18 protein-coding genes are annotated in these 22301 nt (G+C 69.6%); 9 read left to right on the forward strand and 9 right to left on the reverse strand.

From position 1 onward, the window contains the following. The first annotated feature begins 82 nt into the window (after window positions 1–82). The 6 genes from WME83_RS48440 to WME83_RS48465 all read left to right on the forward strand — a co-directional run bounded on the left by WME83_RS48440 (window position 83) and on the right by WME83_RS48465 (window position 6783). Window positions 83–856, forward strand: a complete 774-nt coding sequence (locus tag WME83_RS48440; protein ID WP_437316491.1) for a 2OG-Fe(II) oxygenase — start codon at window positions 83–85, stop codon at window positions 854–856. Between the two features lie 90 nt (window positions 857–946). After that, window positions 947–1699, forward strand: a complete 753-nt coding sequence (locus tag WME83_RS48445) for a 2OG-Fe(II) oxygenase (RefSeq protein ID WP_437316492.1) — start codon at window positions 947–949, stop codon at window positions 1697–1699. A gap of 100 nt (window positions 1700–1799) precedes the next feature. Beyond that, on the forward strand, window positions 1800–2012 hold the full coding sequence (locus WME83_RS48450) for an MbtH family protein (RefSeq protein ID WP_437316493.1): 213 nt from the start codon (window positions 1800–1802) through the stop codon (window positions 2010–2012). Between the two features lie 159 nt (window positions 2013–2171). Further along, window positions 2172–3581 carry a diaminobutyrate--2-oxoglutarate transaminase gene (locus WME83_RS48455; RefSeq protein WP_437322128.1) on the forward strand — a complete coding sequence of 470 codons (1410 nt, stop codon included), beginning with the start codon at window positions 2172–2174 and terminating at the stop codon, window positions 3579–3581. 19 nt (window positions 3582–3600) lie between these two features. Then, window positions 3601–5994: a penicillin acylase family protein gene (locus WME83_RS48460; RefSeq protein ID WP_437316494.1), complete on the forward strand. Its 2394-nt coding sequence runs from the start codon at window positions 3601–3603 to the stop codon at window positions 5992–5994. 30 nt (window positions 5995–6024) lie between these two features. Continuing rightward, window positions 6025–6783, forward strand: a complete 759-nt coding sequence (locus tag WME83_RS48465) for a hypothetical protein (RefSeq protein ID WP_437316495.1) — start codon at window positions 6025–6027, stop codon at window positions 6781–6783. Between the two features lie 1651 nt (window positions 6784–8434). Here the strand turns inward: WME83_RS48465 and WME83_RS48470 are convergent. The 6 genes from WME83_RS48470 to WME83_RS48495 all read right to left on the reverse strand — a co-directional run bounded on the left by WME83_RS48470 (window position 8435) and on the right by WME83_RS48495 (window position 15720). Further along, complete coding sequence (locus WME83_RS48470; protein ID WP_437316496.1) at window positions 8435–9466, reverse strand: hypothetical protein; 1032 nt, start codon at window positions 9464–9466, stop codon at window positions 8435–8437. A 2-nt stretch (window positions 9467–9468) separates the two neighbouring features. Next, a complete protein-coding gene (locus tag WME83_RS48475) occupies window positions 9469–9873 on the reverse strand; it encodes a hypothetical protein (RefSeq protein WP_437316497.1) in 405 nt (134 codons plus the stop codon). 687 nt (window positions 9874–10560) lie between these two features. Beyond that, window positions 10561–12051, reverse strand: a complete 1491-nt coding sequence (locus tag WME83_RS48480; RefSeq protein WP_437322129.1) for a DUF3526 domain-containing protein — start codon at window positions 12049–12051, stop codon at window positions 10561–10563. A 5-nt stretch (window positions 12052–12056) separates the two neighbouring features. Continuing rightward, window positions 12057–13475, reverse strand: a complete 1419-nt coding sequence (locus WME83_RS48485) for a DUF3526 domain-containing protein (protein ID WP_437316498.1) — start codon at window positions 13473–13475, stop codon at window positions 12057–12059. Window position 13476: 1 nt separating this feature from the next. Continuing rightward, the gene (locus WME83_RS48490) at window positions 13477–14178 is read right to left on the reverse strand and encodes an ABC transporter ATP-binding protein (RefSeq protein ID WP_437322130.1); all 702 of its coding nucleotides are present in this window, start codon (window positions 14176–14178) and stop codon (window positions 13477–13479) included. A 171-nt stretch (window positions 14179–14349) separates the two neighbouring features. Then, window positions 14350–15720 carry a PepSY-associated TM helix domain-containing protein gene (locus WME83_RS48495; protein WP_437316499.1) on the reverse strand — a complete coding sequence of 457 codons (1371 nt, stop codon included), beginning with the start codon at window positions 15718–15720 and terminating at the stop codon, window positions 14350–14352. A gap of 475 nt (window positions 15721–16195) precedes the next feature. Here WME83_RS48495 and WME83_RS48500 point away from each other — a divergent pair, with 475 nt between their 5' ends. After that, entirely contained in the window at window positions 16196–16780 is a 585-nt protein-coding gene (locus WME83_RS48500; RefSeq protein ID WP_437316500.1) for a hypothetical protein, read from the forward strand. Between the two features lie 234 nt (window positions 16781–17014). On the opposite strand, the gene WME83_RS48505 is transcribed toward WME83_RS48500, so the two are convergent. From WME83_RS48505 to WME83_RS48515, 3 genes are all read right to left on the reverse strand, one after another. Beyond that, window positions 17015–18424 carry a hypothetical protein gene (locus WME83_RS48505; protein WP_437316501.1) on the reverse strand — a complete coding sequence of 470 codons (1410 nt, stop codon included), beginning with the start codon at window positions 18422–18424 and terminating at the stop codon, window positions 17015–17017. 381 nt (window positions 18425–18805) lie between these two features. Continuing rightward, on the reverse strand, window positions 18806–19192 hold the full coding sequence (locus WME83_RS48510) for a DUF5615 family PIN-like protein (RefSeq protein WP_437316502.1): 387 nt from the start codon (window positions 19190–19192) through the stop codon (window positions 18806–18808). Then, window positions 19189–19437, reverse strand: coding sequence for a DUF433 domain-containing protein (locus WME83_RS48515; protein WP_437316503.1), 249 nt, complete (start codon window positions 19435–19437; stop codon window positions 19189–19191). Before WME83_RS48515 ends, WME83_RS48510 begins: the two co-directional genes overlap by 4 nt. Window positions 19438–19956: 519 nt before the next feature. On the opposite strand from WME83_RS48515, the gene WME83_RS48520 reads away from it, so the two are divergent. Together WME83_RS48520 and WME83_RS48525 are read left to right on the forward strand one after the other, a co-directional pair. Then, window positions 19957–20982 carry a hypothetical protein gene (locus tag WME83_RS48520; protein WP_437316504.1) on the forward strand — a complete coding sequence of 342 codons (1026 nt, stop codon included), beginning with the start codon at window positions 19957–19959 and terminating at the stop codon, window positions 20980–20982. A gap of 48 nt (window positions 20983–21030) precedes the next feature. Then, window positions 21031–22284 (forward strand): PP2C family protein-serine/threonine phosphatase, encoded by a 1254-nt coding sequence (locus WME83_RS48525; RefSeq protein WP_437316505.1) that lies wholly within the window; start codon window positions 21031–21033, stop codon window positions 22282–22284. The last annotated feature ends 17 nt before the right edge of the window (window positions 22285–22301 follow it).

A 22301-nucleotide genomic window follows, 5' to 3' on the forward strand; every position in this document is an offset into this window, starting at 1 on the left:
CGCCGGCCTCTGCGACGCGAGCGCGGCGGCGCAGACGCACGCCGCGCTGGATGCAGGTACGAGAATCGAAAGGTGCACGAACATGCAAAAGGTGTTTGCCAACTCGCAGTTTGCCATCTATGATGACGTCCTGAGCTCCGCTGATTTTCAGCGGTTCTGGACGATGTTCCAGAACACCGAGTTTCAGCCCGCGCACGCCAAGCGGATGCGCGATTTCTACCGGGTGAGCGACGGCAACCCGTTCGTCGGCGAGAACATCGCGTGGGCGCCGGTCGCGATCGAGCCCATGCTGCCGCCCGGCATCACCGTCGAGTCCCTGCCGGTCCGCTTCTACCCGACGAAGACGGCGATCGACGCCCTCCTCGACGCGCTCCAGAAGCTCCTGCCGACCTGCACGGATCTCATCGGCAGCAAGGGCCACGACTGGATGGGCATCGTGGGGAAGCTGTACGCCTATCCCGCCGGGAGCAGCATGTCGTGGCACAGCGACGACGACGAGCTCGACGGCTCGTTCATCTTCTACGCCAACCCGGTCTGGGACGTGCAGTGGGGCGGCGAGCTGTTCGTGGCCGACGAGTCCACGCGCAACCAGCTCGTCCGGGAGTCGATGCACAATTTCGGCAGCAAGCAGGACACGGAGGTGCTCCTGCGCAAGGGGTTCGGACACTACATCATGCCGAAGCCGAACCGGCTCGTCGTCGTCGGGCCGGGCAACCCTCACAAGGTCGGCAAGGTCTCCTCGGGGGCTGGCGACCACGTGCGCGCGTCGTTCTCCGGGTTCTTCATCGCCCCCGCCGGCCTGGAGAAGCTCATCATGGCCGAGCGCGCCCGCCGCCCTCGCGGAGAACGGCAGTAGGCCTCACGGCGGGGAGGGAGAGGGTGTCGAGCGCCCGGCGCGCGCCGTCTCGCACGGCTCCCGGGGCAAGAAAGGAACGGGTGCACGACCATGAAGCCAGTTTCCATCAATTCGCAGTTCGCTGTCTTCGATGACGTCCTGTCTCCGGAGGAGTTCGAGCGGTTCTGGCGGATGTTCCGGAACGCCGACTTTCGCACCATCCACGCCGAGCGCGTGCGCGCCTACTTCCGGGCGAGCGACGGCCACCCGTATACCGGCGGGAACATCGCGTGGACGTCGACGTCGATCGAGCCCTTGCTCCCGCCGGGCGTGGCGATCGACGCCTTGCCGGTCCGCTTCTACCCGACGCGCGACGCCTATGACGCCGTCATCGACGCGCTCCGGCGGCGCGTGCAGAGCTGCGCGGAGATCATCGGCCGGGAGGGGCACGACTGGGTGGGCATCCTCGGGCGGCTCTACGCCTACCCGTCCGGGTGCAGCATCTCCTGGCACAGCGACGACACCGACTGCACCGGCGCGTTCATCTTCTACGCCAACCCGGTCTGGGACGTGCAGTGGGGCGGGGAGCTGTGCGTGGCCGACGAGTCCACGCGCGATCAGCTCGTCCGCGAGGTGATGCACGACTTCGACAACCGGCACGAGACGGGCGTGCTCATGCGCAAGGGCCTGGGGCGCTTCGTCATGCCGAAGCCGAACCGGCTCGTGCTCGTCGGCGCGGGGAATCCGCACATGGTCGCCAAGATCTCGCCGGCGGCCGGCGACAACGTGCGCGCGTCGTTCGCGGGCTTCTTCATGAAGCCCAAGGGCGTCGAGCAGCTCCTCAGTCCGCTGCGCCGCCCATGAGCGCCGGGCTAGGCCGCATTTCTGCGGCGGGATGCGATGGGGAGATTCTTTTTTTTGATCCGCAATTGAAAAGGACTTTCAAGTTCGACGAGGAGTGACGATGAGCTGGGATGACGAGGAGGCGACCTTCAAGGTCGTCGTCAATCACGAGGAGCAGTACTCGATCTGGCCGGAGTCGATGGACCTGCCGAGGGGCTGGCGAGCGGCCGGCAAGGCGGGCAAGAAGCAGGAGTGCCTCGCTTACATCAAGGAGCGCTGGACGGACATGCGACCCTTGAGCCTGCGCGAGCACCTGGAGCGCGCGCGCTCGTAGCGCGGCCGGAGGAGAGCGCTGGGGGCTCTCGGCCGCCGCCGTGAGGCGCTGGCGCCCCCTGTTCTGCCGCGTCGGCCGGCAGACGTCCTCGGGAGCTCGATGCTCCGGGGCGATTCACATCTTTTTTTGATGAGGTGAGCCATGCGTCCTGGTGTCGAGATGGACTCTTCCAAGATTGTTGCGTTTGAGGCGAAGCCCTTCGCCCTGTCTGCCAACTACGCCCTCGGCGAGAACGAGCTCCTGGCGAGCCAGAGCCGGAGGGAGTCGAACGCGCGGAGCTACCCGCGGCGGATCCCGATCGCCTTGCGGCGCGCGCGGGGGATCTACGTCGAGGATGTCGAGGGCCGGGTGTTCATCGATTGCCTGGCCGGCGCCGGGACCCTGATCCTGGGCCACAACCATCCCGTCGTCATCGAGGCGATCCAGCGGGCGCTCCGCGAGGAGCTGCCCATGCAGACGCTGGATCTCACGACGCCCGTCAAGGAGCAGTTCATCGACGATCTGTTCTCGATGCTGCCTGACGAGCTCGCGCGCCACGCGAAGATCCAGTTCTGCGGCCCGACGGGCACGGACGCTGTCGAGGCCGCGCTGAAGCTCGTGAGGACGGCGACGGGCCGCGGCACGATGCTCGCCTTCCACGGGGCGTATCACGGGATGTCGCTCGGAGCGCTGAGCCTCATGGGCAACCTCGGCCCGAAGGCGGGGCTGGGCGGCGCGCAGACAGGGGTCCAGTTCCTCCCGTACCCGTACGATTACCGCTGCCCGTTCGGGCTCGGCGGCGAGGCGGGGGAGGCCGCCGGACTCCACTACATCCGGAACATGCTCCACGATCCCGAGAGCGGGGTGCTGCCGCCGGCGGGGTTGATCCTCGAGGCGGTGCAGGGCGAAGGTGGGGTGATCCCCGCCTCCGCGTCATGGCTGCAGGGGATCCGGCAGGTGACGCGCGAGGCCGAGGTGCCGCTCATCCTCGACGAGGTCCAGACCGGCCTCGGCCGGACCGGGAAGTTCTTCGCCTTCCAGCACGCGGACATCGTGCCGGACGTGCTGGTGCTGTCCAAGGCCATCGGCGGGAGCCTTCCGCTCTCGGTCGTGGTCTATCACGAGTCGCTCGATCGCTGGAGGCCGGGCGCGCATGCGGGCACGTTCCGGGGCAATCAGCTCGCCATGGCGGCCGGCTCGGCGACGATGCGCCTCGTCAAGAAGGAGCGCCTCGATCTGCACGCGGACGCGATGGGCCGCAGGCTGAAAGGCCACCTCCAGCAGCTGCAGCAGCAGCTCCCGTGCATCGGCGAGGTGCGCGGCCGAGGGCTGATGCTGGGCGCGGAGATCGTGGACCCCAGCGGCCGGACCGACGCGCGGGGGAAGCGCCCCGCGCACGCGAAGCTCGCGTCCGCCATCCAGTCGGCGTGCTTGAAGCGCGGGCTGATCCTGGAGCTCGGAGGGCGCTTCGGGAGCACGATACGGCTCCTCCCGCCGCTGATCATCACCGAGCCCGAGGTCGACCGGGTCGCGGAGATCCTCGCGGCGGCGATCCGGGCTGCGGTGGAGTCGATCGATCGCGTGGCGTGAGCCGCCGAAGACGAGCGCGATGAGACGGATCGGCAAAGCCCTGCTCGCGCTCCTCCTGGTGGTGGCGCTCGCCGCCGGAGGAGCGCTCCTGTTCGTCCGCAGGTCTCTCCCGGCGTTGTCCGGTGAGGTCGCGGTGATCGGCGCCTCGCAGCCCATCGAGATCTTCCGCGATCGCCACGCGATCCCCCATATCTACGCCCGGAGCAGGGAGGACGCGTATTTCGGGCTCGGTTACGTCCACGCGCAGGACCGCCTGTGGCAGATGGAGGTCAACCGGCGGCTCGGCTCGGGCACGCTGTCCGAGGTCTTCGGGGAGGACGCGCTCCCGCAAGATCGGCTGTTCAGGACCGTGGGCCTCCGCCGCGTCGCCGAGGAGAACGTCAATCACCTCTCCCCCGAGACGCGCGCCGTGCTCGAGGCGTACGTGCGCGGCGTCAACGCCTTCCTGTCCGAGGATCCCCCGCTCCCGCCCGAGTTCCTGCTCTTCGGCGTGGAGCCGCGCCCGTGGACGCCGGTCGATTCTCTCGTGTGGCTGAAGGTGATGGCCTGGAACCTCTCGGGCAACTGGGAGCGCGAGCTGTTCCGGGTGCGGCTCCGGGACCGGCTCTCGCCGCAACAGGCGGCCGAGTTCCTGGCGCCGTACCCCGGCGACGAGCCCCTCGTCGCGCCCGCGCCCCCGGAGCAGCACGGGGCGCTCGAGGCGCCGGCGAAGGCGCTCCGGGCGGCGGTGCCCGCGCCGATCGATCGCGCGATCGGCTCGAACAACTGGGCGGTCGACGGCACGCGGACCGAGAGCGGCAAGCCGCTGCTCGCCAACGATCCGCACCTGGAGCTCTTCGCGCCGTCGCTCTGGTACTTCGCGCACCTCAGCGCCCCTGGGCTCGACGTCATCGGAGCGACGCTGCCGAGCCTTCCCGCCGTGCTGCTCGGGCGCAACGGCCGCGTGGCCTGGGCGTTCACGAACACGAGGTCCGACACGCAGGACATCTTCATCGAGCAGCTCGTCCCCTCGGATCCCTCGCGCTACCTGGCGCCTTCCGGGCCGCTGCCGTTCACGACCGTCCGCGAGACGATCAAGGTGAAGGGGCGGAGCGACGAGGTGCTCGAGGTCCGCATCAGCCGGCACGGGCCGGTCATCTCGGACGTGAGCGACGTCGCGAAGCGATCGATGCCCGGCGGACAGGTCCTGTCGCTGGCCTGGACGTCGCTGCGCGCCGATGATCGCACGCTGGAGTTCCCGGTGAGGGCGGCGGAGGCCCGGACCGCCGACGACCTCCTGTCGGCGACGCGCGATTTCCACTCTCCTCAGCAGAACATCGTGTATGCCGACGCGTCCGGCGCCATCGGGTTCATCGCCGCCGGTCGCGTCCCGATGCGACGGCCCGAGAACGACGTGAGGGGGCTCGTCCCCGTGCCGGGGTGGGTGGAGAAGTACGACTGGCTCGGGTTCGTGCCCTGGGAGGAGTTGCCGCAGTCCCGCGCGCCGGCCTCGGGGCGCATCGTGACCGCGAACCAGAGGATCACGCCGCCCGAGTATCCTCACTGGATCTCCGCCGACTGGGATCACCCCTCTCGGGCCGAGCGCATCGAGGCGCTGCTCGACGGGAGCCCCGCGCACTCGGTGCGTCGCTTCGCGGAGATCCAGATGGACGTCCGGAGCGGCGCGGCGGCGCTGCTCTTGCCCGGGCTGCTCCGGGCCGCCACGGCGAGCGACGAGGAGCGGCGCGTCGTCGAGCGGCTGCGCGCGTGGGACCTGGAGATGAGGGCAGACGCCGCAGAGCCGCTGATCTTCGCGACGTGGGTGCGGGAGCTCTCGCGGCAGATCTACGAGGACGAGCTCGGAGAGCTGTTCCGCGAGGGCTTCAGCGAGCGGATCGCCTTCCTGCGCGGCGTCCTGTCGGACACGGGCGGCGAGGGGCGCTGGTGCGATGATACCCGGACACCGGACAGCGAGTCGTGCGACGCGGTATCCGGGCTGGCGCTCCGGCGGGCCCTCGCGTACCTCAAGGCGGAGTACGGCGACGACCCGTCCCGCTGGTCGTGGGGCGAGGCGCACCCCGCGATCTCGCAGCATGCGGTGCTGGGCGGGATTCCGGTGCTGTCACGCTGGTTCGACGTCACCGTGCGGAGCCCGGGCGACAATCACACGGTGAACCTGGGCGGCTACTGGATCAACCAGGAGGACGACCCGTTCGTCAGCCGCGATGGGCCGGGCTTCCGGGCGATTTACGACCTTGGCGACCCCGAGCGCTCGGTGTTCGTGCTGAGCACGGGCCAGTCCGGGCACCCGCTGTCGCCGCATTACAGGGACCAGAGCGAGCTGTGGGCCGCCGGCGGCTACGCGCCCATGACCACGCAGCGGAGCGCCGTCGAGAGGGACGCCATCGGCAAGCTTGTGTTGATTCCCCGCTGAGGGCGGGCAGAGACGAAAGGACCATGGGTCATGAATGTCGTTTGTGCGAATTCTCAGTTCGCCGTCCTCGACGACTTCCTGCCGCAGGACGAGTTCGAGAAGTTCTGGGCCATGTACCGGAGCAGTGAGCTCAAGAGCGTCCATGTCCAGCCCCTGCGCGCCGGCTACCGGGCGAGCGACGGCAACCCGTACGTCGGAGAGGACGTGGTGTGGACGCGGAGCGCGATCGAGCCGCTGCTGCCGCCCGGCGTGCCCGCGAGCGCCTTGCCGGCCCGCTTTTGCCCGACGGGGAAGGCGTACGACATCCTAATCGAGCGGATCCGCGGGCTCGCGCTGCCGGCGTGCGAGGGCCTCATCGGCCGAGAGGGGCGCGACTGGGCGGGCATCCACGGTCGACTGTACGCCCACCCTGCCGGGAGCAGCGTCACCTGGCACAGCGATCCGCTCGAGGTCGCCGGCTCGTTCCTCTTCTCCGCCCACCCCGAGTGGGACGTGCAGTGGGGCGGAGATCTGTACGTGGCCGACGAGTCCACGCGCGGACAGATGATCGACGACCCCACGACGATCCGCTTCGACACCCGGCGCGAGACGGAGGTGCTTTTGCGCGCGGGGACGGGCCATTACATCATGCCGAAGCCAAACCGGCTCGTGCTCCTCGGGGCCGGCAACCCGCAGAAGGTGTCCAAGGTGTCTGCGGCGGCCGGAGATCAGATGCGCGCGTCGTTCGCCGGGCACTTCCTCACGGAGCTCGGCGTGGGGCAGCTCATCGATCAGTTGCGCCCCACGTGAGCGCTGGCAGGGAGGGCCCGTAGGATGAGGCGCAAACCGCGCCCAAGTGCCTGGAAAGCAAGGCTTCGCGCGATCGAATCGTCAGGGCGAAGTGTCAGCGCATCGCGCGGCTGAGCTCTATCGAGGTCGAGGGCGCCATGCTGAGGGGCTCCGCCGACCACGACGAGGGCGCCGAGGTCGAGGGCGACGTCGCGATCCAGCACGCGGCGATCGGCAGGCGCATCCGCCCTGAGCCAGCACGGCCAGGTGGTCGACGGACACCAGCGCCAGCCCGACCGCCAGGCCCGATGCCAGGGCGGCCGGCGAGCTGCGGTAGAGCGAAGCATCCCCGGCCCATTCGCGCGCCGAAACTCAAGCCAGCGAACTCCACATAAATTCAACACCGGGTTCGATTCCCGGCGCCTCCACCACGAAGACACGGCGAGAGCCGTGTCTTCTGCTTTTTGTGTGACCTGCGTGTGACATGACAAATTTCGGCGACGCTGGATCGCTGCGCGGCCGGATGTCGGCGGGACCACCGGAGGCGGGCGCGGCGGGTGACGCCAGGGTACGGGGCTCCACGAGGCTCCGCGACAGGCGAGCGGCTGACACCGGGCCGGCGGGCAGATCCCGGGTCCGGGCCCGCGTGTTGGCGTACTGGCGCAGCCCGGAGCCGGGCGAGCGGATGCCGCATCAATTCCGCCCCAATGGGAACACCAGCGGGGTAGCCATCGGTCTCCGCCGAACCGACGCCCTCAGACCACTGCGCCAGGTATGATGGCGACATGGTACGCCGCCAGATCCCACACGCACTCGTCCCTGGCCTCGCCCTCCTCCTGACCGGGTGCAGCGGGACCGACGAGGACTCAAGCTCTTCAGGCACACAAGCCAACGTAGCCATCGCTTGTGATGCCGTTACCTGCGAGCAGATCTGCTGCCCTTCATCGGGGAGTTGCGCAGAAGAGGTTGTTGAGAGTCAAACTGGTTGATGCTCTCTCGCTCGGGCTGGCTGATGGCCATCGCGACGGTGAGCGGGCCTCGGTCACGGGCGTGATGGTCGGCCCATCGAGTCCTGAGCGTGCCGGGGTGCTCGGACGCGTCAAGGGTTCCCTCGCAGGGCTCGGCGGCTGCGCCGCCCTTGACGCGCCCTGCGCGCCCCGGCGGCCGCGTCGCGCGGGCGATGGGCGGACGGAGCCTCCGGCGGGAACTCCGCGCACCGGATGGGTCGGCGATCACCATCGCGCGCGTGAGCGAGCCATCATCCTGCGTGAGCGAAAAGCGGCCCTCACCCATCATCTACCGCGAGCGCCAACAGCCACCCGCAGCAAGCAGCGCCGCACCAAGAAGCACTGAGCGGCTCTTCACCGGTGAACTTCACCGGCACCGGGCGCGGACTTCACCGGTGAAATTCACCGGCATCCGGCGTGCTCTTCACCGGCATCGGGCGCGGATTTCACCGGTGAAATTCACCGGAATCCCGCGGGTTGCCGCGATCATCTACACGAGGAGTTCCCGGGCGTCACTGACGACGGCGAACCGGCGGCTCCAGCGCTCCAACTCGGCGAGGTCGGTACTGGCGAGGACGCGCTCCCGCGCCGCCGCGGGCCGGAGGTCTCGGCCCGTGCCCCCGGGCAACGCGGTGCAGGCCGGTCCCCCTGCCCAAGGCTGGTCGTTACAGCCGAGCGAGCCGGCCGTCTTCGAGCAGCACCCAGGGGGCCGAAGCTGAGTACGCCTCGGTTCCGGCGACGGGCAAGCGTGGCGCCTCCGAGAGTTGATCGAGCCCCTTGTCCCGGAGCCGCATCCCACGCTGGGTGAGGCGGTAGACGCTCGAAAGCATCGGGTAGCCAGCGCCAGGCGGCTTTGGGCCAGGCCCGCGCTCCACAGCCGCACTCGAGTCGTGGTCTGCCCAGTGCTCCAGCCGGCGCGGCAGGAACAGGTCGCCCGTACAGAAGAGGAGGTGCCACATGTCTACCAGCGTCTCCGACTTCTGGGCGGCCACGTCCGCCGGAGTCTGCCAGTCGGACGACAGGCGAGAAAGCGTTATCTCGTCGAATCGACTCAAGCGCAAGGCGCCTTCCGTGGTCCTTCTTGGAAAGAAGGAAGAGAGGAACGCCCACAGGGGAGCAAGCTCTGGAAAGCCTTCGACACCAGCAGAGCAGCTCTCTACGAACAGCAAGGGGTCCTCGTCGACGTAGCTGTTCCAGAGGCGAACGGCGCGAGCGTAGCGTTCGGGCGGCCAGGGGCTCGCCTTCTTGATACGCGCGAGAAGGGCGTCGTCAGGATGGTCGGACACCGATTGACTGCAATCAAACGGACGCTTCGCTCCCTCGTGACTTCTTGCCCTTGAACGGGTGACGGGCTCAAGCTCGAGGATGAGAATGTCGTCGCAGGCGAGCCCCACGTCGCGCAACCAGCTACAGGTCCGCCAGAGGTTCACCCGCTCGTGGAGGCTCGATGATACCCACGTTATGACAGGCAACTCCCACCGGGTCTCCGACGAGTAGAGGTCATCCCATAGCTCGTCCGAGTTCCACCAGATCTTACGCTGCCGAACATGCTCGAGAGGACTCGGGTGGCTCGGTCCGGTAAGAAGGCGGTCGGAAGCGAGCACGATACTGGTCGCGCCGATGCGCAGCAGTTGTTCTGCGGTCGGCGCGTCAAAGGTAACGTGCGTTGCCGTGCGGATGTCAGCGAGGGGTGCCATGCTCAGCGAAACCCACAACGATAACACTCTCTGAACTTGTAATCATTTTCCTGCCAGCAGTTGTCCTGACAAATGGAGCAAAGGGTGTAACCCGCATTGACGTATCGGTTACACGGATGGCCCTTTGCGACGCAAGCCTCATACATCTCGGTGCATTTGTTAATTGGTGAGCACCCCCCCGCCATCTCAAGCTGTGCGCTACCCACTTCTTCGTCTTCCGGCTCGTCATCCGCGCCGTTGCTTGGATAATCTCCCGCCCCTACGGATCCTGTCGGATATTCATCACCCGCACCTCCCGGCTCCACCGTGTCGCAGGTGTAGGTCAAGTCGCATGCCGACGCGAGCACCATCGCGAGCCCGCCGCACAGCACGAGGGCGCTCGCCTCCACCTTCAGGCCGTGTCCCATATCCTCTCCCCGTTCCTGATGCGCGCGTCTGATCTCCCAGCAGAGAGGCGGCGTCAACAGGTGATCCAGACCACATTGCGTACGTGCGGTCCTTGCTCATGTTGGCCGGGCGCGACCTGTCGAGGCGATGGATCAGGGCGCGCAGCAGCGAGCTCGGCGGCATCTCGTCCACCCGCTGGCTCGCTACGTCCACAGCGGATCGATCAGCGGCTCCGGCCCTGGTTACCGGCAGCCCTCAGGATTCGCCACGCCGTGTGACCTCCGTGTGCCCCGACTCCAGGGCACGGGGCTCCACGAGAGGGCACTCGGGTATACGAGAGGAATCGAGACATCGATGGCCTCTGACACCGCTCCGACGCGTCCGACGCGGCGTCTGCCGCATCTCTCGCGCATCCACCCCTCAGATTCAGCTCCGGGTTCGATTCCCGGCGCCTCCACTCAGAAGACACGGCGAGAGCCGTGTCTTCTTGCTTTTGTGTGACCTGCGTGTGACCTTACAAATTTCGGCAGCGGTGGATTACTTCGCGGTCGTTCCAGGCGTCGCACGTGGATGCGACCGGCGTGCGGCTCGTGCTCTTCAACGGGGTGGCGGTGCTGGAGGGCGCCCGCCACACGGGCGCCCCGCCCGTTCGCCCCGTCCCGGGACCGGTCTAACCGCTCTAAGAGAGCAGGTCGCCGCGGCCCCGCTCAGGTCGCCGCCGGCTCCGCGGATCCGGCCTTGCGCCGCTCCTGTCCCCGTGCCCTCGCCGGGTCGCGGCCGAGCAGCACGAGCGCCGCAATCAGCGCGAGCGCCCCGTGCGCGACAAGGATCCCGGCGCCCGGCGCGACCCGCGCGAGGACCTGCCTCGCGTCCTCTTCGCGGAAGCGAAAGCGAGGGACGGCGGCGAAATCCGCCGGGCGCAGCGACTCGCCCTGCAGGACGCGCGGAAAGAAGAACGCCCGCATCTCGCCCAGGAACGCATACGCCTGTTCGGTGAAGCGGTCGTGCCGCTCCTGGCCGCTGCCCGCGAGGTCCTGGAGCGCGCCGTGGACGACGATCGCCGGCGACAGCAGCTGGTACCGGCTCACCACCGCGTTCTGGCGCGCGAGCGCGGCCTTGTACTCCGCCTGCACGGGCAGCGTGCGGGCGTCGATCGCGTCCTCCACCGCGAGGTAGCCGGCGATCCAGGACGGCACGTCCTTGGCCTGCGCGTTCGGGCGGAGCTCCGGGTGGTCGTGGAGGTAATCGGCCAGGATCTTCGCGCCGCGCTGCTCGGCGTCGTTCGCGGCCGCGCGCATCTCCTGGGTGAAGAGGAGCCGCGAGGGCGCCGGATGCGCGAGCGAGGCGGCCAGGTTGGTCGACGCGGGGACGACGACGACCATGCCGAGCCACAGGCACGCGAGCACGATGGCGTTGGCGGCGGAGCTGAGGCCGAAGCCGTTGACGACCGCGGCGAGCGCGACCCAGAACGCGCCGTAGAGGGCGACCACGAGCAACCACAGCGCGAGCCGCCCCGCGCCCTCCGCGCTCGCGAAGGCGCCCCCGGCGAGCGCGGCGCCGGCGACGGACGCCAGCACGGCGAGGCCGATCACCACGGCGCCGCGGAAGATCGCCTTGCCCGCGATGAGCCGCCGCAGCGAGATCGGCTGGCAAAGGACCATGGCGAGCGTCCCTTGCTCCCGCTCCCGGGAGACGAGATCGAAGGTCAGCGCGAGGGCGACCAGCGGCAAGAGATAGATGATCACGAACGCGAGATCAAAGCGGCCGGCGAGCAGGTTCAGCGGATTCTGCACCTCGCGGTTCCTGAGCAGCGTCCGCGCGTTCGACCACAGGTTCGTGGTGGCCCGCGACGTCAAGAGATCGCTCTGCCCGATGGCCAGCGCGGTGAGCGGGCCCGGCGGCAGCAGCATCTCCTGGTACTGGCGCCCCACGTACAGCGCGCTGCTCGGGTTGCCGTAAGGATCTCCGCCCTTCGCCGGCCCCTCCTCGGCCTTCGCCTTCAGCGGGGCCAGGGTCTGCTCGTACGACGCGCTGGCGTTCCGGACATCGGCGTCGAGCGCCCTCGTCCAGGCGATCCCGTTGCCAATGGCGTAGACCGAGATGACCAGGAAGAGCCCAATCACCCAGAACAGGGTGCGATCGGCGGCCATCTGCCGGAAGTCATGGTGGATGAGGCGGGTCAATCGAACAGGTCGCATACGGTTCACACCACTTTCATCTGGCTGGCCGAGCGGGCAGCGGCAGCCACGGCGACGAGGAGCCAGGCGGCGAGCACCGCGAAGGGGAGGAGCTGGCGCCGCGCGACGTCGGCGAGGCCAGGAGCGCTGTAGGCGAACACCGGGGCCTGCTCCCACAGGCCGCGCCCGGCCATGTAGCTGGGGTCCCGGTTGCGGGCGAGATCCGCGTTGAGGAAGCGCTGGAGGTCGCGCCGGTGCTCCTCGGCGGCGGTCGCGAAGTGCACGTGGTGGTGGACGTCGGTCCCGGCGAGCCCCATCGACGCGCTGCGCACCGCGAGCAGCGGCGCCGCGATCGACCCGAGGAGCTGGAGATGCGCCTGGCGCTCGTAGGCGCCCCACAGCCGGCCGAACTCGCGATCGAGCACCTGATTGCCGTGCTCCTCCCCGGCCTGGAGCTTGAGCCCGGCGAAGTTGACCGGCAGATCCTCGACCCGCTCCACTCCATACTTCGCGAGGACCTGGGCCTTGAACTTCAGCACCTCAGGATCGTTCGGGTTGTGGCTGCCGAGCCCCGTGGCGAGCTGCTCGCGGACCGGCACCCAGAAGGCGCTCGCCGACGGCGTCGGCTCGATCCGCTCCGAGAGATCCGCGAAGACCCGCGGCAGCATCAGCCCGTTGCCGATCCAGAAGGCGAGCAGCACGACGAGCGCGGTCCGCGACGACGGCGCCCTCGCGGACACGGCGAGCGTCACGGCGACGAACGCCGAGAGATAGAGGACGTAGGCGAGCATCATCAGCGCCATCCGCGCCGCGAGGTCGGACGGCGCGGCGTCGCCACGGACGAGCAGCAGCGCCGCGCCGCCGAGGACGGCGGCGGGCACGAGCACGAGCGCGAGCGCCAGCGCCACGCCGAGCGCCTTGCCGAGGGCGAGCCTCCCCGGGGGGACGCCCAGGCTGGCGAGCTGCCGCAGCGTGCCGCGCTCGCGCTCGCCGACCAGCGCGTCGGCCGCGAGGAACACGATGAGCAGCGGCAGCAGCAGCTGGAGGACGGCCGCGGCGGTGAGCTCGCCGAAGCGCTGGAGCGCCGTCCGGTCCTCGGCGGGCCGATCGTGCGCGAGGTTCTGGGTGTGCGCCTCGAGCCAGACGGCCTGGCCCGCGTACGCGTCGACCCCGCGATCCGCGAAGGCGAGCGGCGAGCTCGGCCGCGTCGCGTAGACGCCGTAGTGCGCGGCGGTGTGCGGGTCCTTCTCGCCCTGCTCGACCCAGGTCTGCCGGTCGAGCCGCTCGGCGAGATCGCGCTCGGCGGCGTACCGGCGCTGATGGACGATGCCGGTGACGAGCGCGGCGAAGAGGAGCACGAGGCAGACGCCCGAGCACCAGCGGAATCGCCGGTCGCGGACCATCTCTCGGAGCTCCTTGCGAGCGACGGTGAGGATGAGGTCCATGTCAGTCCTTCATGTGCTCGAGGTACGCGCGCTCGAGATCGGCGTGGCCGATCTCGCGCGGATTCAGCATCTGCACCATCCGGCCTTGCCGCATGATCCCGATCCGCGTGCCGGTCTCCTTGGCGCGGAAGAGATCGTGGGTCGCCATGAGGACCGCCACGCCGCGCGCGCTCAGCTTGAGGAGCAGCTCGGAGAACTCGTTCGACGCCTTGGGATCCAGCCCCGAGGTGGGCTCGTCGAGGAGCAGCGCCTCGGCGTCCTTGGCGATCGCGACGGCGATGCCGACCTTCTGGCGCATCCCCTTCGAGTACGTCGACACGCGGCGGTCGATCGCCCCCTCCGGCAGGCCCGCCTCGAGGAGGTGGGCCCGGAGCGCCGCGCGGTCCTTCTCGACGCCGGCCAGCGCGCAGAAGAACTCGAGGTTCTCGAGGCCGGTCAGGCTGCCGTAGAGCATGACCTGCTCCGGGATGTACGCGAGGTGGCGCTTCGACTCGAGGGGCGCTTGGCCGACGTCGACCCCCTTGACGAAGGCGTGCCCCGAGGTCGGGGCGATGAAGGAGAGGAAGAGGTTGATCGTGGTGGTCTTGCCGGCGCCGTTCGCGCCGAGCATGCAGAACACCTCGCCTGGCGCGATCGCCAGATCCAGGGAGCTCAGCGCGAGCACCTCCCCGTAGCGCTTGGTGAGGCCTCTGGCCTCGAGCACGGCGGCCGTCGGCTCGGCGCGCTCCCGCCGGCCGGCGGCGCCGCCCCTGCTTTGCTGGTGTTCTGCGGTGTGATCCATGCTCGTCACGGTAGCTCCCATGTTGGGGTGAACGGTCCTTGGCTCGTGCGTCGCGCGAGGCGCCGGGCGCGGGCTGCGCGCTCGCCTTCAGGCTCAGGCGAGGATGCGCCGCAGCGCCGGGATGCGGTCGACCAGCAGGTGATCGAGCGCCAGCACGGCGATCAGCGAGAGCCCCATCAGCGGAAACACCGCTCCGAGCACGATCATGATGGCCGCCGCGCCGCGCCACAGCGGCATGTCCCTGGGCGCGGCGGGCGCGCCGATCCGCCCTTTGGGCCGTCGAATCCACCACATGACCACCCCCGTGAACGAGAGCAGCACCACCGCGGCGCACGCGCCCAGCATCAGCAGCTGGTTGGCGAGGCCGAAATACCGGCCTTCGTGGAGCGCGAGCCCGAGCTCGACGGCCTTGGGCAGCACGCCATAGTCTTCCCAGCGGACGTCCGCGAGGACATCGCCGCTGTACTGGTCGATGTGCAGCATCGCCTCGTTCGCCGGATCGTCGGGGAATACCGAGACGGTATAGACCCCCTCGGGCCCCTGGGGCAGGCTGACGCTGTACCCCGGCACGACGCCGCGCCGCTCCGCCGTCGCGACCACGGCGTCGAGCGTCGCGCGCGCGGCGGCGGGGGCGCTGCGCGGGCCCTCGCGATCGGCCCGGCCGCCCTCGGACGGCGGCGCCGTCGACTTTGGCACGTCGTCCCACATCTGCTCTGGAAAGTGGTGCCAGACGCCGACGAACTGCTCACCCCAGAAGCCCGTCGCGGGCAATCCGGTGATCAGCATGAAGAGCAGGAGGAGCGCGCCCCAGAAGCCGGGGACGGCGTGCAGATCGCGGTAGAAGACGCGCCTGTTGCTCGGATCGAGCCGCGGCAGGAGCGTGCCCCACACCTTGAAGCCGCGGCGCGGCCACCACAGGTAAAGGCCGGAGATCACAAGGACGATCGCCCAGCACGCCGCGAGCTCGATCGCGCGGTCGCCCAGGTCGCCGGCGAGCAGCTCGGTGTGCAGCTTGAGGGCGTAGTGCTGGAGGTTGTTCTTCTCGTCGCGCTCGCCGAGCACCCGCGCCGTGTACGGGTCGACGAACACGGTCAGATCGCGGCCCGCCTCGCTGGTGAGCATCACCTCCGCGCTCCGGTCGGCGGCAGGCGCAGGCTTGAACTTTGTGACGGTCGCGCCGGGATAGGCCGCCTGCGCCGCGGCGACCTGCTGGCTCGGGAGCAGCGCTGTCGCCGCGGGCGCGACCGTCTGCGGATACATCCACCGATCGAGCTGCGGCTTGAACAGGTAGACGCCGCCGCTCAGCGCCAGCACCACCAGGAAGGGAACCACGAAGAGGCCGGCATACAGGTGCCAGCGCCACGCGACGCGATAGAGGTGGGTCGCCGGCACCGCCGCCCGCGCCGCCTCCGGACGACGTCCGATGTCGGGCGCAACGGTCGCTTCGTTCGAGGTGAATGACATGACGGCGTTCCCTTTCGCAACGCAGGCGCACGCGGCGAAGCCATGCCGGCCCCAAACCCGTCGAGGATGTGAAGTTGAAAGTTATTTTCTTTATCAATACGCACATCGTGAGCTGGCTGTCAATCGCATTCGTCGGCGATCTGCGCTGCCGCGGGGGCCCAGGGGTCGCCGGAGGCCGTCTGCAACGGATTTCGGGGTGTTGGCGGCGTTACGGGGGCCGGGGGAGGCCGCCGCGTCGTGCGGCTCGACGGCGAGCCGCAGGGGGCTGCACGTCCAGCTCTGCTTCGCGCTCCGCGGGCGCAGCTGCGGGCCTAGGCGCGATTCGTGACGTGCCCTGGCGTAGGGGCGCACGCGGGTCACACGGCGTGACGACGCGAGGGAGGTACCCGGAACTGAAGAGGTGGAGACGGCTGCTCCGGCCCCTGCGGCCCGTACGCCCAGGGCCCGGCACCGCTGCCCGACGTGGCTGCTGATCGTGACGATCGACGCGGAGATCGCGCGGTGGTGCTCGCGGCCGATCGACGCGGGCCACCCCGGCTTGACGCTGACGCCGCTGGTTCTCGGGCCCGCGGGCGTCCCGGTCGTCACCGATGCCGAGCAGGCGAAGGCGGCGCCCGAGGTGGTCGTGCTCTCGGCCATGGCGCACGGGCAGGGCGACGTGGGGGAGGCGATCGGCGTGGCGTTCCTGGGGGCGGCCGCCGGGCTCGATGAGGAGCGCCGCGCCGTGTACGGGGACCTGGTGCTATCCTCGCTGAACGCAGCGGCGAGGCGGACGTTGGAGGCGATGATGAAGAGCGGATACGAGTTTCAGAGTGAATTCGCGCGCAGCTACGTGGCCAAGGGCGTGGAGCAGGGCCGGGAGCAGGGCCGGCAGCAGGGGATCCTCGAAGCCAAGGCGCAGGCCGTGCTCGCCTTCCTCGAGGCCCGCGGGCTGGAGATCCCTGCCGAGGTCCGGGAGCGCGTCCTCGCGAGCACCGACTTGGCCGAGCTGGACCGGTGGATCCGCCGCGCTGCCGCCGTCAGCGACGCCCGGGAGCTGCTCGCGACGGCCGGCTCCTGAGCGCGCACGGCCCCGGCGCGGTAGGAACGCGCGCGAGCGAGCTGGATGCTGGAGGTCGAGTAGCCCACGGCCGGACCGCCCGCGATCGGCACGCGGCCATGGGCCTGCTTTCCAGTCGCGCCAGCTGCCGAACCCACTCGGCCGCCAGGCTGCGCGAGCCATAAGAACGGCGTCACGGCGGCTCAGCGCCCACCCTCCGAACGAGTCGATCGCCGTTCACCCTTGCCGGACCGATCAAAGCGACTTCAGGTATTCCACGAGATCGCGCTTCTCGTTGGGATCGAGCCCGAGCGCGAAGCGCTCGTTGTAGCTCCGCACGACGTCCAGCAGCGTCGCGAAGCGGCCATCGTGGTAGAAGCGGCCCTTGTTCTCCCGCTTCATGAACAGCCCTCGCTCCCGGACGAAGAGCGCCGCCAGGTTCATCGTCTTGTACGAGTTGCCGGGCGCTCGGTCCGCCTGGAAATCGTCGATCCTCATCTCTTCGGGCGTGTGCAGGTTCCAGCCGGCGTCGGTCCAGAGCGGCTTGTTGTGGCAGCCCGTGCACTTCGCCTTGCCGACGAACAGCCTCTTGCCGCGCTCGGCGGCCTCCTCGTGGAAATCGACGCCGGGCACCGGCCTCGGCGCCGGGAGCGCGAGCTGGTAGAAGTGAAGCGCGGGGAGCTTCGACGTGACGAGATCGTCCTCGGGTTTGACGACCACGTTCCAGATCCCGGTGGCCGCCGCGTTCGGGTACTTCTCGGGGTCGCTGAGCCGTGGATCGAAGAAATTCCCGATTCCATGCATCTGGGTCACGGCGACGTACGCGTTCCAGTAGGGGACCGAGCCCCAGTTGCCGGTCCAGGTGTGCTCGTTGATTCCACCCATGTCGAACGCGTTGGGGAGCAGGGTCGCCCCGGACATCCCGTCAGGCCGGAACGCCTTGCCATCGAGGAGCAGCTCGGCGTCGTACTTGCCCGGACCCCAGCTAAGGAGGACCCTCCTCACGCCCTCCTCGGTGATGCCCGCGGGCACCCTCGGCAGCAGGTCGACGATCGGCTGCAGCGTCGGGGCCGAAGCGACGATGGCGCCGACGTTCAGATCGCGGTTGGCCCAGCCGTCGAGGCGCGTGCCGATGCCCGGGGCCACGGAGTCGTTGACCGTGGAGTGGCAGAAGGCGCACTGGAGGCCGATCGAGGTGAGCTCACCGCGGCGGTCGAAGAAGCCCGTCACTCCGAGGATCGCGTCGAGCCGCAAGAGGCTCCGCGTGACGGCGGGGTCGCCGAGGTCCACCTGGCCGCGCTCGATCTGGCCCCGCAGCCCCGGCGGGAGGGCGTCCGCGTCGACCTTGAGCCCGAGCGCCAGCGCCTGCGCCGGCGTCACGTTGGCGATGCTCTCGTGAAGCCGGAGCTTGCCGCCCCAGAACTGCTCGTCGCCGAAGGTGTCGAATCGAAAGATCTCCCGGCCCCGCCGGAGCAGCTGGTCCGTGTTGCGCTCCGTGAGGGCGTCGAAGTTGCTGAACCGCGGGCCGCGGGGCAGATCGTCCTCGGCGGAGGCGATGTGCTCCGTCCCTTCGCTCCGGTCGGCCGAGCTGCAAGAGAGCGCGGTCGCGCCGAGCGGAATCGCCGCTCCGACGAGCACGAACACCGTGGTGAGATGTGTCATCATGGCAAGCCCTTTCGAACTCCTCGCGTCATGCGGTGAATCCAAACGTGATGGGTGCCTGCGTTGCTGGGCAAGTAAGAGATTTCATGATCGTCTCATCGGGTGAGCGTCTCACGCGCGGATCGCTGGCGGCGACAGGCGTCGTGCGCCCGAGATGCCATCGCGCTCGTGGGCGAGGATTCATGCTCATGCCGACTGCGGATTTGCCGGGATCCGGAGCCCGCGACGACGCCGCGGGCGATGGCGCGCCTTGCGCCTCGCACACACGGGCCCGTGCTCGATTCGACCTCGACGGCCTCGTGGTCTGAAAGAAAGATATCTTACGTCGATGCGCCGCCGCGTGGCGATTGCCCTCGGCCCACGGCGGTCGACAGCACCGAGTTGTTAGCCGGGTCCTTCCCGCCGTCGTCGAACTGGAAGAATCCTGACCCGTGAGGATGCTCCATCGAGCGAAACGATCGCGCCGCGGTCGAGCTCCTCGGCATACTGGCGTAGGAGGCCCACGACATCGGCGCCGATGGCGCTCGGGAGTAAATCCAGCGTTCGGACTTGCAGGACGCTGGGACCGTCAGCGCCCGTGGTGGCGATAAGGATGCTGAAGTCGAGATCGTGTGTAAAGACGACATAGCCGCGCTCGCGCGCCCACGCCATCAGCTCTCGATCCGGCGCTCGAGGGTCACCTACTTCAGACCAGTGGACGGACTCGAACCCAGCGTCAACAAGGAATGACACCCAGGTCGGCGACAGGTTCATGTCCACCAGCAGCTTCATGACGCTTTCAGTGGGAGCTCGACCTCCTCCGTGCGCCAGGCTGCATACGAGAGCGCCGCCAGCACATCCTCCTTCTCGAGATACGGGTAGAGCTCGAGAACCTTCTCCATCGAATGTCCGGCTGCCAGCAGTCCTACGATGGTGCCCACCGTGACCCTCATCCCCCGGATGCACGGGCGGCCTCCCATCACGGCAGCGTCCTGAGTGATTCTTGCGAGCAGCTCCGTCGCCATGCGCTTGAGCATACCCCATCCTCGGCCATCTGGCACCGATCCGGCTGGTTCCCTCGGAGAGACGCGTGATTCACCGGACCGCCGAGCCGGGCGGCCTTTCGTGCGGGCTTGGCTGCCAGGATGCCGCGCGAGCCCTCCGGTCCGCCGGCAGCCGCCAGTGGCCGGCGCACTCGGCGCAATCGTCGCGCATGGCTATCTCCGCATTCTCGCGAGTAGGCCACGAATCGTTGCGACATCTCTTCATGTTCCAGCAGGTCGGTCGGTCATCACCGACGCCGAGCAGGCGAAGGCGGCGCCCGAGGTGGTCGTGCTCGCGGCCATGGCGCACGGGAGCGCGTGCTCGGTCGCTACGCCGGGTCGGGCGAGCTCCGCCAGCGGCTCGTGACGAGCCACCTGCTCCGGTCCCATCGCACCCGGTGAGCTCGAAATGACCTCCGCAGCCGCCCCCCGGACCGCGAACCGTGGTGTAATGGCCGCGCTCACCCCCGGGCAGCGACATCTGCCTTCCGGGGACGACCCGCGGTGCCCCCCTTGAGCGATTCAGCCCCGAAAGCGACCATCGCCGTGCTCGAGCGGAACCGGGTCGTCGGCCAGCGGATCGCGCGCGTCATGTCGGCGGCGGCCGGCATGCAGGACGTGCCCGTCGCCGGCGATCCGGCCGAGCTGCGCGCGCGGCTCTCCGAGCGGCCCCTGCTGCTCGGCTGCGACGCCGCCGACCTCGACCTCGCCCTCGAGTGGGCGGCCGAGCGCTACCCGAGCCTGCACCTCGTCGTGTGGACCTCCGGCAGCACCGACGCGGTCCTCCGCGCCGCCCTCAAGGAGCCGCGGCTCTCCAGCATCGTCGGCTGGCCGAGCTTCGCCTCCATGCCCCGGCCGTGGGAGATCTCGCTCGCCGTCCGCCGCATCCTCAAGCCGCTCGCGCTCCCGCCCCGCCTCGCCGACCTGCTCTCCTGGGGCGCCACCATCGTGAAATGGCGCCCCCGCACCAGCGAGGACCGCGACCGCACCGTCGGCGAGGTGGCGCACTGGGCCGAGCGCGCCGGCGCCCCCGCGCGCGTCGCCGAGCGGCTCGCCGCGCTCGCCCACGAGCTGCTCATGAACGCGATGTACGACGCGCCCGTCGATGCCCACGGCCGCCCGCGCTACACGCACGACCGGCGGTCCGACATCGTGCTCGAGGAGAACGAGATCCCCACGCTGCGGCTCGGCACCGACGGCGCCCACATCGCGCTCCAGGCCCACGATCCGTTCGGCGGCCTAAGGCGCCACCACGTCTTCGAGGGCATCACGCGCGGCCTGAGCGCCCGCGGCGCGGACGCGGCGCGCGCCGCCGTGCTCGACACCTCGCGCGGCGGCGCCGGCCTCGGCATGCTCAAGATCTACGCGGCCGGCGCGGTGCTCGTCATCGACGTCTCGCCCACCTCCTCGACCCTGGTCACGTCGTTCTGGGACCTCGACGTGAACCCGCGCGAGTTCCGCTCCCTGCCGGCGTCCGTCCACTTCTTCGAGCGCTCCACCACCCCGGCGGTGGAGACGCTGGAGCCGGCCGGGTGGTAGCGCGCCGGCCCGCCGCGCGCCCAGCGCTGCCCCGCCGAGGCGGACGCCATGGCTGAGATCGATCCGCTCCTCGCGCGGCAGCTCCGGCGCCTCGGCCTGGAGGACCTGAGCGAGCCGCCCGACCGGGAGACCTGGCACAAGGTCGTCGCGCGCATCAGCGAGCACTACCGCCACGTCGCCGACGACCGGAGCCTGCTCACCCGCTCGCTCGACCTCTCCACGAACGAGATGGGCGCGCTCCACCGCAAGCTGCAGGCGGAGCGGGACCGCCTCCGCAGCGTCGTCGTCGCGATCGGGGACGCGCTGACCATCTTCCACGACGCCGCGAGCTCGCAGGTCGAGCCGGCGCGGCCGCTCGACGTCGACTCGACCATCTCGATGGCCAAGCGCCGCTTCGCGTCGAAGCTCGGCGATCTCCTCTCCCTGAGCGGCGCGGCGCCGGGCGGCGAGGCCCCGGGCGCGCCCCCGGCGAGCGACGCGGACGAGGCGATCCACGAGGTCCGCGTCCAGCTCGTCGCGCTCGGCGACCGGCTGGTGCAGCTGCTCCACGACACCGCCGAGCGGGCGTCGCTGAAGAAGCAGCTCGAGGTGGCGCGCGCCGTCCAGCAGATGCTCGTGCCGAGCGAGGACGTGATCGAGCGGCGCTCGCTGCGGCTCGCCAGCCACTTCCAGCCCGCGGCGGAGTGCGGCGGCGACTGGTGGACCTTCCACGACCTGCCGGACGGCAAGCTGCTCACGGTCATCGGCGACGTGACCGGGCACGGCATCTCCTCGGCGATCATCACCGGGGCGGCGAAGGCCGCGTGCGACGTCGCGCGCACGTTCACGCGGGAGGAGCTCAGCGCCGCGCAGCTGCTCCGGCTGATGAACTGCTCGATCGTCGAGGCGGGGAAGCAGAAGTACCTGATGACCTGCGCGGCGTGCATCTTCGATCCCGAGGCGCGCACGCTGACGCTCGCGAACGCCGGCCACCCGTTCCCGTACCTCGTGAGGAACAACACCGTCCGCCAGCTCGCCGCGCAGGGCTCGCCGCTCGGGGCGGCGAGCTCGGCCGAGTACGCGTCGAGCACCGTGCACCTGGAGGGCGGCGACGCCCTCCTCTGGTTCACCGACGGCGTGACCGAGTGCGAGAACGCGTCGAGCGAGCAGTTCACCGAGAAGCGGCTGCGCGCGCTGTTCCAGAGCGTCGCCACGTACGCGCCCGAGGAGGCGCGGGACGCGATCGTCGCGGCGGTCTCGAGGTTCCGCGGCGAGCGATCCCTCGACGACGACATGACGCTCGTCGTGGCCCGCGTGCTGTAGCCTGGGGGCGGCGAGCC

The organism is Sorangium sp. So ce385, assembly GCF_051474135.1.
GTDB classification, from domain to species: Bacteria; Myxococcota_A; Polyangia; order Polyangiales; family Polyangiaceae; genus Sorangium; species Sorangium cellulosum_D.